This is a genomic window from Niastella sp. sgz303648, assembly GCF_059587045.1.
On sequence record NZ_JCAPSW010000019.1, the window covers coordinates 26,419 to 43,384 of the forward strand.

Consider the following 16,966-nt stretch of genomic DNA (forward strand, 5'->3'; position numbering starts at 1 on the left):
CACTATAACTTTAACCCTATATGCGCAAGCCACTGTTTTCGCTTATTACTGCAGCCATACCCTTATTGATTTTTTTGTTTGGCTGTAATCGAAGCACTGTTTCTTTAAATTATACCAATGCCAAAGGTGAAGTGCAGCCGTTAGGCAATCTTGTTTTCCGTTTTGATAAATCGCTGGTGTCTGATTCATTGTTGAACCAATGGGATTCTACCGAATACATTTCCTTTGAACCAAAGATCAATGGGCGTTTTCGCTGGGAGCATCCCGATGAACTGGTTTTTTCTCCGGCACAGCCTCTTTCGCCTGCCACTACCTTTCAGGCAAAGTTGCGCAACGATATATTACAATTTAGCAAATATGGTAAGCTGAACAAAGGCGATGAAATAACTTTTAATACACCTTATCTGCAGCTCGATAATTCGAACGTAACCTGGATGTTGCCCGATCAGCATTCGGCTACGCCATATCCGCAGGTTGACCTATATTTTAATTATGCCATTAACCCGGCTGTTATTAAAGATAAAATGACGCTGACCATCGGCGGCAAACCGGTTAATTACAGCATACTAACAACCGTCAACGATAGCAAGATGTCGTTACGGGTGGCAGGATTAAAGATGGAAGATAAAGACCTCGAGGCAAAGGTTACCCTTGAAAAAGGAATAGTGCCCGATGGCGGTGTGAATGGTACCAAAGAATCTATTGAAAATAAAGTATTCATTCCTTCGCCCTATAATCTTACTATTAATGATGTGCATGCCGAGCACGACGGATTAACCGGTACAGTGTATGTACGTACCAGTCAGCAGGTGCTGATGCAGAATGTTGCTTCGCTGATCCATTTCAATCCGGCTATAAAATTCTCTGTTGAACAAACCGAAGACGGCTTTTCGGTAACGAGTGAAAATTTCGATGCCGACAAAAGTTATGTGTTCACCATTGCCAAAGGATTGCGTGGAAAAATAGGCGGTGTGCTGCGCGAAGAATACAATAATAACATCGCTTTTGGCGAGCTGGAGCCTTCATTGCGTTTTGGTAATAGTAAAGCCGTGTACCTGTCGGCCCTGGGTAATCAGAATCTTGAAGTGCGCATTATTAACATCCCCAAAGTAAAAGTGATCATTTCAAAAATATATGAAAGCAACCTGCTGGCTGCACAACGTTATGGGTATACGCCGGCCGATAAAAGGGAGCAAAGCAGCAGTGAGGGTGGCGAGGAAGAATATGAAGGCGATTACGGCGGCGGTTCAGGCGATGAAGGCGCTTTGGGCGATGTGATCTATGAACAGGAAATCGATACGCGTTCGTTACCCAAATATGGCAACAGCCGCCTGTTCAGCTTTAATATCGAAGATCGTTTACCCGATTTTAAAGGTATTTATCATATTAAAATACGATCGGCAACCGATTACTGGATCAGCGACAGCCGGTTTATTTCAAAATCAGATATCGGTTTAATTGCCAAAGAAGGAAAAGATAAGCTGTTTGTATTTGCCAACTCCATCAAAACAGCACAGCCGTTAAACGGTATGAATGTGGTGGTATATGGTAACAATAACCAGGTGCTGGGAACCGGCGCTACCAATGCAGATGGTGTTGCAGAAGTTGCTTTGTCGCGAAAAGAGTATGCAGGATTTAAGCCGGCTATGATCATTGCCAAAACAGCCGATGATTTCAACTACCTGCCGTTTAGCAATACCAAAGTAAATACATCGAAGTTTTCAGTGGGCGGCAAGCGCAGCAACAGCACCGGACTGGATGCCTTTGTTTATGCCGAGCGCGATATTTACCGCCCCGGTGAAAAAGTAAATTTCTCCGTTATCCTTCGCGATCGTTTGTGGAAGTCGCCGGGCGAACTACCGGTAAAGATGAAGTTCTTACTGCCAAACGGAAAAGAATTAAAGAATTTTCGTAAAACCCTGAATGTGCAGGGAGCCACTGATGGCGATGTGGATATTTCAGAAGCGGCTATTACAGGTAGTTATACGCTGGAGGTGTATACGTCGAACGATGTATTGCTGGCCAGTAAGAATTTCAGTATTGAAGAATTTGTACCCGATCGCATTAAGGTAACCGCTAAGCTCGACAGACCTTCACTGGAACCGGGTCAAACTACCAGTTTAAATATCAATGCAGTTAACTTTTTTGGTCCGCCTGCGGCGCATCGCAATTATGAAGCCGAGATACAGGTGAGCGCCATAAACTTCAACCCCAAAAAATATAACCAGTACGATTACAGCATTGTTAACCAGGGAATGTCGTTCGATAAAACAGTTAAAGAAGGCAGCACCGATGATAATGGTAATGCCCGTGAAGTATATGCGGTGCCCGATCTGTTTAAGAACAAAGGATTGTTGGAAGCTACCTTTTATGCTACAGTATTTGATGAAACCGGCCGCCCGGTGAGTCGCAGTATTTCGGCCAATATTTATACGCAGAATGTATTTTTTGGCATCGGCAGCGACGGCTACTGGTATTATCCTTTGAACCAGATGGTAAAGTTTCCGCTGATTGCCCTTGATAAAAGCGAAAATGTACTGAATGGTGCAAAGGCCGATGTAACAGTGATCAAACATGAGTTTCGTACCGTGCTTACCAAAAACGGCAGTTACTTCAGGTACGAATCGCAGCCCGATGATAAAATAGTGTCAGCGCAAACTATCAGCATCAGTGGTGAAAATGCAAGTTATTCATTTGTGCCGCGTTCACCCGGTACTTACGAATTACGGGTGGCTGTACCTGGCTCAAACAGCTATGTAAGCAAAGAATTTTATAGCTACGGTTACTGGGGCGGCGATAACACTTCGTTTGAAGTAAATACCGAAGGCAATATCGATATCGAGCCCGATAAAACATCGTACCAGGCAGGCGAAAGCGCCAAAGTGTTGTTTAAAACGCCGTTCAGCGGCCGCATGCTGGTAACCATGGAAACCGATAAAGTGGTATCGTACCAATATGTAAATGTTGATAATCGTACTGCTTCGGTTGATCTTAAAATAACTTCCGACCACCTGCCGAACGTGTATGTAACGGCTACGTTGATAAAACCACACGATGTAAGCGATATTCCCCTTACGGTGGCGCATGGTTTTCAAAGTTTGAAAGTTGAAGAGAAGAGCCGCAAAATACCGGTTGAAATTGTAGCGCAGAAATCGGTTCGTTCGCGCACGCATCAAAAGGTTACGGTAAAAGCAGCGCCCAACAGTTATGTAACACTGGCTGCCGTTGACAATGGCGTATTGCAGATAACCAATTTTTCAACACCCGATCCGTACAATCACTTCTATGCGGCTAAAGCACTTGAAGTAAACGCTTATGATCTATATCCGTTGTTGTTCCCTGAATTAAAAGCTCAGCTGAGCAGCACCGGCGGTGACGGCGAAGTGGAAATGAGCAAACGCACCAACCCTATGCCGGCCAAACGATTTAAAATTGTGTCGTACTGGAGCGGTAGTACCAAAGTGAACGGCAGTGGTGAAGCAGATTTTGAATTTGATATTCCGCAGTTCAGCGGCGAAGTGCGATTGATGGCCGTAGCTTATAAAGACGAAAGCTTTGGCAGTGGTGAAGCGGCGATGACCGTTGCTGATCCGTTGGTATTAAGCACTGCATTGCCCCGCTTTTTGAGTCCGGGTGATACGGTGAATATTCCCGTTACCATTACCAATACTACTAACAAGTCGGCTTCGGCAACAGCTACATTAAATGTAAATGGGCCGTTGCGTGTGTTGGGCGATAAACAACAATCACTTTCGCTCAATAGCAATAGCGAAAACCAGGCCCTGTTTCAGGTGGTGGCATCGCCGGCCGTAAGTGTTGGAAAGGTGATGGTAGAAGTTCAGGGACTGGGCGAAAAATTTGCCGATGAAACCGAAATCAGCGTGCGTCCTGCATCGCCATTACAGGTTGTTACCGGAAGCGGTTCTATAACCAACAGCAGTGTGCAGCGCGTTAATATTCCGTTGAACGATTTTCTGCCAAACAGTACCGATTATCAGCTGGTGGTAAGTCGAAGTCCGGCGCTTGAGTTAGGAAAACAAATGAAGTACCTGGTGATGTATCCGTTTGGTTGTACCGAACAAACGGTATCTATCGCTTTCCCGCAATTGTATTTTGGCGATCTGGCCGATCAGTTGCAAAACAAGCCCGGCGCGCGTTCAAATGCTAACTGGAATGTGCTGGAAGCGATTCGTAAAATAAAACTGCGGCAATTATACAATGGCGCCATTACCCTGTGGGATGGTGAAGGTTCAGAAAATGAATGGGCTACCATTTATGCCGGTCATTTTTTGCTTGAAGCGCAAAAAGCCGGATTCGATGTAGATAAGAATGTGCTGAATGGTATTCTGAACTACATCAACAACCAGTTGAAGCGGAAAGAAACTATTTTGTACTACTATAATCAAACCGAGAAAAAGAAAATTGCTCCTAAAGAAGTGGCCTATGGTTTATATGTGCTGGCTCTTGCAGGCAAGCCCAATGTGAGCGCCATGAACTATTATAAAGCCAATCCCCAGTTACTGAGTCTTGATTGTAAGTACCTGTTAAGCGTAGCTTATGCCATTGCAGGTGATAAAGCAAAGTTCCGTGAAATGCTGCCTTCATCTTTCAGTGGTGAAGTTTCAGTTGCACAAACAGGCGGCAGCTTTTATTCGGATATTCGCGATGAAGCCATTTCACTGAATGCGTTGCTCGATGCAGATCCTTCGAACCCGCAAATACCCATTATGGCCAAACACGTAGCCGATAAATTGAAACAACGTCCCTGGTACAGTACGCAGGAATGTTCGTTTAGTTTTCTGGCCCTGGGTAAAATGGCGCGTGCTGCAAATAAAGCGACCATTACCGCAGATGTTAAAGTAAATGGCAAAACAATAGCAGGAGTGGAGGCCAGTTCGCTTAAATTAACTGCCAAACAATTAGGCGGCACCAATATCGAAATCGCTTCGAAAGGCGATGGCCGTTTATATTATTACTGGCAAAGTGAAGGCATCAGCGCCAGCGGTACTTATAAAGAAGAAGATAATTTCCTGCGGGTACGTCGCCGGTTCTTCGATCGCTTTGGTCGCCCGGTGAGTGATAATTCATTTACCCAAAACGATCTGGTGGTTGTGCAGATCACGCTCGAAAAAGCATATGCCGGTAATGTTGATAATATTGTGATCACCGACATGCTGCCTGCCGGGTTTGAAATCGAAAATCCGCGCACCAAAGAAATTCCGGGTATGGACTGGGTACAGGATGCAGGTACGCCTACTGCACTGGATGTGCGCGACGATCGTATTAATTTATTCGTTGATCTGAATAGTAGCCGCCAGGTATATTATTATGCTGTACGCGCCGTATCGCCCGGTAATTACCACATGGGTCCGGTCAGCGCCGAAGCTATGTATAACGGAGAATATCATTCGTATAATGGGGCGGGCGTGATTAGGGTAGTTAAGAAGTAATAAGTAAGTCCGAAAGACGGAAAGTCCGGAAGTCCGAAAGAAAATGCAATGTGAGCAGTATTCTTTCGGACTTTGCCGTCTTCCGGTCTTTCGGACTTTTTCTTTTAATCGCTATATTTGTTTACACCCAGCTCAAAACAATATGGCGAACCCGCTACTACAAATCAATAACCTGCAGGTAGATTTTGTAACAGATATTGAAACAACTACTGCGGTTAAAAATATTTCGCTCACCGTTAATCGTGGCGAAATAGTGGCTATTGTGGGCGAATCGGGTTCGGGTAAATCGGTTACTTCATTATCAATTTTACAATTGCTGCCCAAACCACCGGCCAGGTATCCCACCGGAGAAATATTATTTTCACCCGATGGCGAAACGCCGGTAAACCTGCTTACCCAATCGCAGGACCAGCTACGCGAAATACGGGGCAATAAAATAGCCATGATCTTTCAGGAACCCATGAGCTCGCTAAACCCGGTTTTTACCTGCGGGCACCAGGTGCAGGAGGCCATCCGTTTGCATCAGCGCATCCCCAAAAAAGAAGCTGCTCAAAAAACAATTGAACTGTTCAGGCAGGTGAGGCTGCCCAATCCTGAACAATTGTTTCGCAGGTATCCGCACCAGCTCAGCGGCGGACAAAAGCAACGCGTGATGATTGCCATGGCCATGAGCTGCGAACCATCACTACTGATTTGTGATGAGCCTACAACAGCGCTGGATGTAACCGTACAGAAAACCATTCTGCAGCTGATAAAAGAATTGCAGCAAACGCAACAGATGGGCGTAATATTTATTACACACGATCTGGGCGTTGTAGCCGAAGTGGCCGACCGGGCAGTTGTAATGTATAAAGGAGAAATTGTTGAAGCAGGACCGGTGGCAGCTATTTTCCGTAATCCGCAACATGCCTATACCAAAGGCTTGCTGGCATGCAGGCCCGTATTGCATCCGAAAAGAGAGCGGTTGCCTGTTGTAAGTGATTTTCTCGAAAACAAGCGTTCTTTCAATCCGGCAAATTTTACAGGCCCTATTAGTGAGTCTGCAGTGCCTGCAACACCAGATTCAAAAGCACCGAGGCCTCCGTTTATACAGGTATCGCGGTTGAATGTTTGGTTCCCTTCGAAAAAAAGTTTGTTAGGCAAGCCGTTGGAATACGTAAAGGCTGTTGACAATATCAGGTTTGAAATATATAAAGGCGAAACGCTGGGGCTGGTAGGGGAGTCGGGCTGCGGTAAAACCACGCTTGGCCGAACGTTGCTGGGGCTTATTCAGCCTACATCGGGCTCAGTGCATTACGACGGCGTTGACCTGAGCACGGTAGATGCCGGTGCCATGAAGCAAATGCGAAAAGATATCCAGATCATTTTTCAGGATCCCTATTCTTCACTCAATCCCCGTTTAACGATCGGTTCGGCCATAGCAGAGCCGTTAAAGGTGCATAATATTATAACTACAAAGCAGCAACGCAAAGACAAAGTGATTGAGCTGCTTGAAAAAGTAAATCTGAAGCCGGAACATTTTCATCGATACCCGCACGAATTTTCTGGTGGTCAGCGGCAACGCATTGTAATTGCCCGGGCGCTGGCGCTGAATCCTTCTTTTGTTGTGTGCGATGAATCTGTGTCGGCATTGGATGTAAGCGTGCAGGCGCAGGTATTAAATCTGTTGAACGATCTGAAAAAAGAAATGGGCTTTACCATCGTTTTTATATCACATGATTTATCGGTAGTACGGTATATCAGCGATCGCATTATGGTAATGAACAAAGGAAAGATCGAGGAGATCGGTGATGCCGATCAGGTGTATTTTCATCCGCAGAAAGAATATACGCGACAATTAATTAATTCTATTCCCAAAGGAGTTGTTGGCTGAGGAGTTGATAAGTTGAAAAGTTGATCAGTTAACTTTTTAACTTGTCAACTTGTTAACCGTGTCAACTTAAATACAGCTCTCAATAAGCATCTTCAAATAAGCTACCCCTTTTTCCCTCGCAAACTGAATATTGCGTTCAGGAATAGCTTCGGCATTGGGGTAATGTTTCAGTGCCTGACGTACATGATCTTCGCGCAGAAAGTGCAGCATGGGGTATATCGACCGGTTGGTGAAATTGGCAGGATCATCGAAGGGTGTATTTTCGAATTGATATAACGGATGAAAACTGGCTATCTGGTAAACACCTGTGTATTTCTTTTGCTGCAGCAATTTTTCGGCATAGGCAACAAATTGCCAGTACGCTTCAAATTCACGAAATGCATTGGGGAAGATAAGTAAGGTGGTGCCGATGGATTTATCCTTATCGAGCCGCTTGCATTCATTCAATATGGCCTGCCGGCCAGTTGTAAGCGTAGTGCCGGTTTCAATCTGGTAATGAATGCTGTTCTGTTTAAACTCCCTCGATGCAAAAGGACAGAAGTTGCATCCTATTACCAGCTTTTGAATCCAGTTTTTTGTTTGGGTTATCACCAGTTGTTCATCAAACATAGCAGGTAAAGATAACTAATAGATGGTTTGATTGTTTGACTGTTTGATGGTTGAACGGTTCAATTTTAAAGCTGCTTTATTTTTGCAGCCTCTTCGAATTTCGGAGACCACAACAATCAAACAATAAAACCATAAAGCCATCAATCCCGATACCGCTGGCTTTTCACCATCTCTGATAAATAATTTTTATACAAACTGTACGAACGGGCGTCGTAAAATACCGAGGCGCTGCTTCGGCGGGCATACAACATTTCCTTTAACATTTTTTGCAACTGTTCTTTTACAGGCTTATCAGTTTCGAGTTTACGGCTTTCTTCGGCCGTGGTAAAGTCGTCGTTCTGTACATCAACCGCATCGGCTTTTTCGGGTTGAGGGCCCACGCTGGCCAGTTGCCAGGCTACATCATCACGCATGCGTTTGTACTTGTAAAAGTATACATACCCTTTTTTATGGTCATACGATACAGGTAGTTTGTCAAGGTAAATAAGCGTATCGATTTTATCGTAGTTGGTAAGGGTTTTTGTAAGCAGACTTTTCGTAATAGCCGGCTGGGTTTTAAACTGACGCGGAAATCTGTCGATCTTCTTCATTTTTTCAAGATCATCGTACAATTCGCTGCGGTATTCATCAATTTGCGCATATTTCAAAAACAGCGAATCGTTTATTTTATGGTTATTGCGTACCAGCAAAATAAACGTGTTGTACAACAGGCGCCTGTCCTGCGTTTTTAACAGTTGTTCAAAAAAGCTTTGCACGCCGGGGTTCTTGTCGTGGAAAGGCAGCAATAATACTGCATACTTATCCAACTCACTATTTCCTGCATCCGAAACCTGGCCGGCGTCGTCATCATCATAACCCGAATACAACGAAGCGGGCGCATCTTTACGGGCGGCCCTTTCCATGTTAACTTTATTTTCTTTGGCCATTTGTTTCTTCAGCAGTTGTTTTCCTTCGAGATATATCTTGGGAAAATAAGATTCATAGTCTGCCGCATGCAAATAGCCGCTGTCGACCATAGATACCAGCAGACCCATTATATCGCTACGGTAGTCTTCGATATTCATCAGCTGCAGCATATCGGGGAAAATAACTTTGGTAAGCGCCAGCGTATCATATAACGGCGCCCAGCGGCCGTACCATGAATTCTTTTTGGTTTGCTTTTGCATCGTTACACTTACATCGGCCATGCCTGGTATTCTGAGCGGTCTTATATACGAAGCATCGTCATCGGTAATTGGTGGTTCCTGCAATACCAGTTCTTTGAATGCCGTAAATGATGCTTTGGTGCGCTGGTTCAGCAGGGCGTTTAAAATAGCCGATTGCCAGTCGGCCGTATCCTTTACTTTCCAGTATAATTTTTGCAGCCAGGGGGTAATAGACGAATCCTGCAGGCGGCCAAGACTTTCAATGAAATATTTTTTCAGCGTCAGGTAATCTTTCATCTTCCAGTTCAGTGAATCAATGGCTGCTTTGATCAATGGTACGTCGAGCGAATCGAACGACACCTGGTACAACACCCTGCGTGCTTTTTTTACAGCTACGGTGTCTTTACTGAACAGGTCGTTAAAGAAACGGGCCGTTTTTCGAACAAACATCGATTCGCCTTTAAGGGTATCGGCCGGTTTAAACGTGTTGAAAAAGTTTTTTAATAAGGCGCTTTGTTTGCTTAATGTATCGGTGAGTGTTGAAATGCTGAAGAAATGTCCGTTCTTATAAAACAATCGGGCCATTAGCAGGCGGCTGCTGTTGGTATCTGTTAGCTGAATATCCCTGCAATGCATGCCATTGGTCAACGTATACTGGTCGTTTTGCTTTATGATAAATGAGCTGTCGGAAAACCAGCTGTTGCCTGCAATATTCTTCCATAATTGCGTACTGTCTTTTTTGTATTGGTATTGAGGCAGGCGCAGGTGCGTAACGAGAATTTTTTCGCCTATGGTATCATTGCCGATTAAGCGTGTGCTGAAGGATGAAAAATTATAGTCGTTGTCATCATCATCGCTTAAGCCATAGGCCATTTGAATAAAGTCGTCGAGCCCGTCGGCTGCTTCGCCTTTTTTATTCGTTTCGATGTATAAGGGCGATGTCACCGTTATATTCAGTAAAGTATCTGTGTGTGTTTGTGCCAGCGGATAAATATAGGGTGTAATGGTAAAGGATTGTAAAAAGCGTTGCACGCCGGGATTGTCGTTTTTATAATTGGCAATAACGGCGTAATAAACCGGTCCGTGAATAATATATTTTACACTGCTGAAACTGCCATCGTTGTGTTTGTATTTGCATTCAAGGGCGGGATAACCGTTAACAGTGGTGAACCGGTGGCTGAGTTGCTTATTGATGAAGTTGGAGTACCCGTAGCTTTCGTCCATCAGGTTCAGTTCAAAACTGTCTTCCTCAATAAAAGAATAATTGTGCAGGTTTGTCTTCATGATGAGGAAGCTGTTTCCGGTTGCTTCGTCATGGGAGGCGTATTCGAGCCGGTCGGTACCAAAGCTGTTATCTTTTAATAACGAAGGTACATGCGGCACCTGTATGCTGAACCCGCCTGTAGATGGTTGCCAGGTAAGCCAGTTGCCGGCAGTATATTCTTTCAGTTTAATGGAATTGAAAAATTCCTGCGATTCGATGCCTGTATTCACGTATTCGCCGTTGCCGCTCATTTTGAACAGAACGATCTCAAAAGGTGTTACAAAAATCTGGTAGCGCTGGTAATCGCCGCGGCGGGTACGGTTGATCACATCCATTCCTTTGTAGCCGTTTTTAACCAGAGGTGTTTTGTGGAGTATTTTACCGGGAATGTTTTCATATAAAAGGCTGTCGATTTTATGGTACACCGTTTCACTGTTATGACCCCACGAAAGACTGTTTGTTTTTATGCGGGTTACCATGTAATAGGCGCCGTTCACCATGTCGGCATACTGCACTACGTCCATACCGTTCCAGTCGGTAAACCGGTAAAACTTTTTTCCGGGAATAGCCACTGTATAAAAACCGTCATCGGCGGTTTGGTTGGTAAAGGCGTTGTTGATACGAATTTTATCAACCATTTCTTTCTGGTTGCTGTTGCGATCGTCCATATGAACGGGTCGCAGGGTGTATCCTTTTTTCCGTAATAATTCAATCACCCCGCGTTTGCCGGGCAGGTGGGCGGCGCCCACGCCTACGAACAGCGACATTTTTTTTATGATGGAGTCGATTGAGTTGGCCTGTATTTCATTGCGTTTGTATAAAAATTTTTCCTGGAAGGCGTCGGAAAAAATAGTGAGGCTTTCCAGTGAATCGAGCAGATCGAGATCGCCTTTTCGATAGGCATCTTCAACCTTTTTAGGGTTGGTCATCATGCCTTCGTAATCGTAACTTCTTCTTTTTTTATTCTGATCGCGCACCATATCGCGATAGGCTTCCATAACCAGTTTTTCACTTTCCTGAAAATTTTCAACTCCGCTCACTCTTTTGCCGAGCTTTTTACCGGTTTGAAAAATATACATGTCGAGAAACGTGTCTTCTTCAAAATCTTCCGACTGCCGGCCGTAGGTCCGGTACAACATGCCATTGATCATCGAAGGTTCAACGGCCAGCGCCGCTTTAATGGATTCTTCGTAACGGTCGATGGCAAAGGAAGTGATGCGCATATGGTCTGAAGGCCATTCCCACCGGTTGTTATACATGTTCAGCATGCTGTTTGCATTGCGGCGTCCTCTGAAGAAAACCGACTGACTGTAATCGTCCTGCCAGCTTTCGGGGTTGGTTTCGAGGGCAACTATATCGGCGCTTTTGATGGCGGTATAAAAAGAATCTCCCAGATGAAAGGCCAGTTTATCGCTTACATGCATGGTGCCAAAGAGGTAAGATGGTTTTTTAAGACCATTGCCGCTGATCTCCCATAACAGGCTGGGATATTTTTTCGAAGCGGGGCGTTGTGTTACAGGCGCATTGTGCAGCGCAGCAGGTAATTTAGGATGCGCAGGTCGTTGCGCCAGTGTGGGAACGGCTATTGCAATTAACAGAACAGGAAGAAGGGCGATAAATTTTCTCATATATTAAAATTATAGCCGGAAGGCGGGGCCGAAGGCGCTTTTATTTTCCAACATAAAATTCGTAATAATATGCCACATCGGGGCAGTGGATTATTTCAAAATTTATCAATGCCGTTAAGTTTAACAGTCTAAATAACTGTTGACGCAAAACAGGTTTTCACCACCCCTGATCCGGTTTTACGCAACCCTTTGGCTACCTTAAAAGCGCACTTTATTATCTCTTTGCGCTTTCAGGGTAATTGTAAAGTAGTGTAAGTATAGACAAAGGGTTGTGCAAACCCCGTAACCAATTCATTAGAAGAGTATGGTAACGAATATATTGTAATGAAGAATATTTGTTGGCGCTACGCAATGACGGGAATAGCTGCAGCAGGCTATATGCGGGGCATATTATTGATTTTTAATTTGGGTTTGGACTTTTTTTTATTTACCTTTGCCCGCTCGAATTTGAGCCTTACATGATATCAAACCTGGTGCCGTAAGACCTCGTTTGTATCGGAATAGCCCCCGATGTACCCTGATCTTACCCCCTCCTCGTTCGTATCATGTGGCATTTAAAAACAGTTAAAAATACACATGAAACTTTCACAGTTCCGGTTCGATTTACCACTTAACCTTATTGCCCAGCACCCTGCAAAAAAACGTGAGGATTCCCGTTTGATGGTTGTGCATCGTAAAACCGGCCAGATTGAAAACAAGCATTTCCGCGACATCATGGATTATTTTGATGACAAGGATGTGTTCGTTGTAAACAACACAAAAGTGTTTCCGGCCCGTATGTATGGCAGAAAAGAAAAGACAGGAGCAAAAATTGAGGTTTTCCTGTTGCGTGAACTGAACAAGCCAAACAGGCTGTGGGATGTTATCGTTGATCCGGCCCGTAAAATTCGCGTTGGCAATAAGCTGTACTTTGGTGAGAACGATGAACTGGTTGCTGAAGTTATTGATAATACCACCTCGCGCGGAAGAACCATTCGCTTTTTGTGGGATGGTACCGACGAGGAGTTTCGCAATATGCTCGAGTTTTTGGGCGAAACCCCATTGCCAAAATATATCAAACGCAAACCCGAGACAGAAGATAAAGAACGTTATCAAACTGTATATGCCAAGCACGAAGGAGCTGTGGCGGCGCCTACCGCCGGTTTGCATTTCAGCATTGAGCTGATTAAACGTTTGGAAATAAAAGGCGTTCGTTTTGCCGAAGTAACCCTGCACACGGGGTTGGGTACTTTCCGCCCCATTGAAGTCGAAGACCTCAGCAAACACAAGATGGATGCGGAATATTATAAAATTGAAGACCTGGCCTGCAAAATTGTAAATAAAGCGATCCAGGGCAATCACCGTATCTGCTCCATTGGTACTACCACCATGCGGGCACTTGAAAGCTCGTATACCGCTGAAAAGCTGCTGAAGCCGTCTGAAGGCTGGACTAACATTTTTATACATCCGCCTTACCAGTTCAATATTGCCGATTCACTGGTTACCAACCTGCACCTGCCTAAAACCAGTTTGCTGATCATGACTTGCGCATTTGCCGGTTACGACCTGGCTATGGAAGCGTACAGAAAAGCGATCAAAGACAAATACCGCTTCTTCAGCTATGGCGATGCAATGCTGGTTATCTAAGTTGTAAGTTTTAAGTAATAAGTTATAAGAAATTAAGCTCCGTCGTTGACGGGGCTTATTTTTTGCCCCCCATCCCCTAAAGGGGTGTTGAACAGTTGGCTGGCGTTCAGCATTAAGCGTTTAGCTTTACTTATCTCTTAAACTTAAACGTATATGATCTTGAGCCGCTGTTGATCTGCGCCTTGAAGTGGTTGGTGCCCGTGAACCACATTTCATCGAAGTACTCCGACAACACATCCTGGGTTTGAAAATTTACCACAGTTACAAATAAACTGCGAACATGGCCATCGTCGTCGGATGGTCTTTCACGGCGTATATCCCAGCTGCCTTCGTACACCTCGCCCTGAGGGGTTTGGTATTGCAACCGGCCCGATTCCATAAACGTAAAATAACCGTTAACGAAAGCCGGGCTGTACCGGCTGCCGATGCCGAATGTATTTACATCATATAGCTCCCAGGTTCCTCCCGTTATACGTTTGTCGTATGATTTAAAAATGTCTTTACTGCAGGCGGCAATAAGAATGAAGAAGAAGGGAAGAAAAAGCAGGTAGATTTTTTTCATACAATGAGGTTTTGTTAGTGATACAATAAAGATCGTATTACTGTCTGCCTTTCGTTTCAGCCGCAGTGGGCATTTAACTTAATATTCAGCAAATATTAGGGCTAAAAGGGTATAGGAAGAAAGGGAGTCTAACGTTGATAGTGGTAATATTGGTCCGATGCAACGACATACGGCCGGGAATGATCAATTTTTAACGTCGAATAAGCGAAGTTTTCGTGAGGTATGCGATACCTGAGTAATATTCTTTATACCTGCACGATTTGCGGGGGTGTAAAAGAATGGTTATTAATTTTAATGCAATAAAAGTAAATTTGATTTATAAGTACCGATGTATGAAAAAACAAATCAGCCTTTTAACAACTATACTTTGCTGTGCATTGGTAAGCTATTCACAAACAGTATTGCCATTGTACACCGACTCAATTCCCAATTCCATATCAACGCCTGATGAAGAAAAATCAGATACCGATCAAAGCGGTAAGGTGCGTATCAGTAATATCAGCAGGCCTGCAATCACCGTTTATTTACCCCCAAAAGAAAAAGCTACCGGCACGGGGATTCTTATATTTCCCGGCGGCAGTTATCGTATTGAGGCAGCCAGTCATGAAGGAAGCGATGTGGCAAAAAAGTTTAACGAAATGGGTGTGGCCGCCTTTGTTGTAAAATACCGCCTGCCCAGCGACGCCACGATGATCAATAAAGAAATCGGCCCACTGCAGGATGCGCAAAGAGCCATTCAGCTGGTGCGTGAAAAAGCAAAGGAATGGAATATCGATAAAGACCGCATTGGCATAATTGGTTTTTCGGCCGGCGGACACCTGGCATCAACGGCCGGCACCCATTTTAATCACGCCTATATAAACGCGGGCCGTAAAACCAACCTGCGACCCGATTTTATGATACTGGTTTACCCGGTGATCAGTTTTGCCGACAGCATTACGCACATGGGTTCAAGAGATAATCTGCTGGGAAAAAATCCTTCGCCCGAAAAAAAGCTGGAGTATTCGAACGAATTACATGTTACCAAAAAAACACCGCCCACCTATCTGGTACATGCCGAAAACGACAGTGCTGTAAAAGTGCAGAACATGCTGTTGTTTGCTACTGCTTTGCAAAAGAACAAAGTACCGTTTGATTTTTACCTGTACGAACAGGGCGGTCATGGTTTCGGTTTAAACAATCCTACCAGTGATGTGAAGTGGATAGATATGGTGCAGGAATGGCTGGATAAGAATGGGTGGCTCAAAAGGTAATATCGAATGTTAAATAATGAATGTCGAATGATGAAGTGAAAACAACTTCGAAATTCGACATTCATTATTCGATATTCATTATTCCAGGCCAAACAATCCTTTGTTAAGCAATTGCAGGGTTTGTGTTTTGTAAGATGAAGGAACGAGCATTGAAATATTATGTTTGCTGCCGCCGTAACTTACCATGCGTACAGGCACGGGTATTAAGGCTTCGAACAGTTTGCTCAGTATATTGTTGGTTTGTGCTATTTCATTACCTACTGCAGAAATAATGGTATAATTATCTTCTACGGTAATAGTTCCAAACGGCTCCAGTTCCTTTACAATAGATGCTAAACTGCCTCCATTATCGATGGTTACCGATACTGCAACTTCTGAAGTAGTTACCATGTCAATACTCGTACGGTATTTTTCAAATACCTCAAATATCTTACGCAGGAAACCATAAGCCAGCAACATGCGGCTGCTCTTGATATTGATAACAATAATTCCGTCTTTGCCTGCTACTGCTTTTACTCCTACCGAACCAGCTTCCTGGGTAATGGTGGTACCAATTGCTTCGGGCTGCATGGTATTGAGCAGTTTCACCGGTACTTTTTGCTGCTGTGCGGGCCAGATGCAGGTAGGGTGCAATATTTTGGCGCCGAAGTAAGCCAGCTCGGCGGCTTCTTCAAAACTAAGTTGTTCAACCGGTACTGTTTTTTTCACAATACGAGGGTCGTTGTTGTGCATGCCGTCGATATCGGTCCATATTTCACATACCGATGCATTGGCTGCAGCTGCTACCAGTGATGCTGTATAATCGCTGCCTCCGCGTTTCAGATTATCTACTTCGCCACGGGCATTGCGGCAGATATATCCCTGCGTGATGAATAATTTTTTGCTGCTGTGCTGCTGTAATAAGCGGGCTAATTTTTCTTTGATGGTGCTCAGTTGCGGCTCATCCTGCGTATCGATAACCATAAATTCAAGCGCCGGCAACAGCATATGATCGATGCCTTTTTCTTCGAGATAAACGCTGAATAATTTGGTGCTCAGCAATTCGCCCTGTGCGAGGATATCCTTGCTCAATGCTTCGCTGAAAGAAATCTTCAATATGATGTTGAGAAACTCAAAATGTTCCGATACAATGTTTTTGGCCTTCGAATAAGCCTTGTCGGTTTTCACCAGTTCCTTTATAAACGACTGATAATGTGCTTCCAGCTTATTGATTTGTTCTTTGGCCTGCTCACGGTTGCCCGATGCCATGGCTTCTCCAATGGATACAAGTGCATTGGTAGTACCACTTAATGCACTTAAAACAACTATGCGCGACTCGCTGTTGTCTTTGGTAATCAGTTGCGCTACCTGGTGCATCCTTTCGGGTTTGCCAACCGAGGTACCACCGAACTTCATAATTTTCATTTCTAAGTTGCTTTTAGTTAAGGGCTGCAAAGATAATAAGCAGTTGCCAGTTGGCAATTGGCCAATAGCAGTTATCAGTTACGCAAGCAGGAACTTTTAATGGTGCCGGGTACCTGTTTCCGGTTACCTGGTTCCTGTTCCCTGTTTCCGGT

Annotated in this window: 8 protein-coding genes; 4 read left to right on the forward strand and 4 right to left on the reverse strand. The window is 44.4% G+C overall.

The features are described from left to right. The first annotated feature begins 20 nt into the window (after positions 1-20). On the forward strand, positions 21-5,450 hold the full coding sequence (locus tag AC59IL_RS33575) for an alpha-2-macroglobulin family protein (protein ID WP_496556636.1): 5,430 nt from the start codon (positions 21-23) through the stop codon (positions 5,448-5,450). A 142-nt stretch (positions 5,451-5,592) separates the two neighbouring features. Continuing rightward, positions 5,593-7,323: an ABC transporter ATP-binding protein gene (locus tag AC59IL_RS33580; RefSeq protein ID WP_496556637.1), complete on the forward strand. Its 1,731-nt coding sequence runs from the start codon at positions 5,593-5,595 to the stop codon at positions 7,321-7,323. A gap of 66 nt (positions 7,324-7,389) precedes the next feature. On the opposite strand, the gene AC59IL_RS33585 is transcribed toward AC59IL_RS33580, so the two are convergent. Both AC59IL_RS33585 and AC59IL_RS33590 read right to left on the reverse strand, forming a co-directional pair. Next, positions 7,390-7,932, reverse strand: coding sequence for a DUF1415 domain-containing protein (locus tag AC59IL_RS33585; protein WP_496556638.1), 543 nt, complete (start codon positions 7,930-7,932; stop codon positions 7,390-7,392). Between the two features lie 140 nt (positions 7,933-8,072). Then, positions 8,073-11,969, reverse strand: coding sequence for a TraB/GumN family protein (locus tag AC59IL_RS33590; protein ID WP_496556639.1), 3,897 nt, complete (start codon positions 11,967-11,969; stop codon positions 8,073-8,075). A 576-nt stretch (positions 11,970-12,545) separates the two neighbouring features. On the opposite strand from AC59IL_RS33590, the gene queA reads away from it, so the two are divergent. Beyond that, positions 12,546-13,595: a tRNA preQ1(34) S-adenosylmethionine ribosyltransferase-isomerase QueA gene (queA, locus tag AC59IL_RS33595; RefSeq protein WP_496556640.1), complete on the forward strand. Its 1,050-nt coding sequence runs from the start codon at positions 12,546-12,548 to the stop codon at positions 13,593-13,595. 130 nt (positions 13,596-13,725) lie between these two features. On the opposite strand, the gene AC59IL_RS33600 is transcribed toward queA, so the two are convergent. After that, on the reverse strand, positions 13,726-14,157 hold the full coding sequence (locus AC59IL_RS33600) for a hypothetical protein (RefSeq protein ID WP_496556641.1): 432 nt from the start codon (positions 14,155-14,157) through the stop codon (positions 13,726-13,728). Between the two features lie 332 nt (positions 14,158-14,489). On the opposite strand from AC59IL_RS33600, the gene AC59IL_RS33605 reads away from it, so the two are divergent. After that, positions 14,490-15,410, forward strand: a complete 921-nt coding sequence (locus tag AC59IL_RS33605) for an alpha/beta hydrolase (RefSeq protein WP_496556642.1) — start codon at positions 14,490-14,492, stop codon at positions 15,408-15,410. 78 nt (positions 15,411-15,488) lie between these two features. On the opposite strand, the gene AC59IL_RS33610 is transcribed toward AC59IL_RS33605, so the two are convergent. Next, entirely contained in the window at positions 15,489-16,814 is a 1,326-nt protein-coding gene (locus AC59IL_RS33610; protein WP_496556643.1) for an aspartate kinase, read from the reverse strand. Positions 16,815-16,966 lie beyond the last annotated feature (152 nt).

Coding starts and splice junctions, on each gene's coding strand:
- AC59IL_RS33575 (WP_496556636.1), top strand. CDS start 21: ATGCGCAAGCCACTGTTTTCGCTTATTACTGCAGCCATACCCTTATTG.
- AC59IL_RS33580 (WP_496556637.1), top strand. CDS start 5,593: ATGGCGAACCCGCTACTACAAATCAATAACCTGCAGGTAGATTTTGTA.
- AC59IL_RS33585 (WP_496556638.1), bottom strand. CDS start 7,932: ATGTTTGATGAACAACTGGTGATAACCCAAACAAAAAACTGGATTCAA.
- AC59IL_RS33590 (WP_496556639.1), bottom strand. CDS start 11,969: ATGAGAAAATTTATCGCCCTTCTTCCTGTTCTGTTAATTGCAATAGCC.
- queA (WP_496556640.1), top strand. CDS start 12,546: ATGAAACTTTCACAGTTCCGGTTCGATTTACCACTTAACCTTATTGCC.
- AC59IL_RS33600 (WP_496556641.1), bottom strand. CDS start 14,157: ATGAAAAAAATCTACCTGCTTTTTCTTCCCTTCTTCTTCATTCTTATT.
- AC59IL_RS33605 (WP_496556642.1), top strand. CDS start 14,490: ATGAAAAAACAAATCAGCCTTTTAACAACTATACTTTGCTGTGCATTG.
- AC59IL_RS33610 (WP_496556643.1), bottom strand. CDS start 16,814: ATGAAAATTATGAAGTTCGGTGGTACCTCGGTTGGCAAACCCGAAAGG.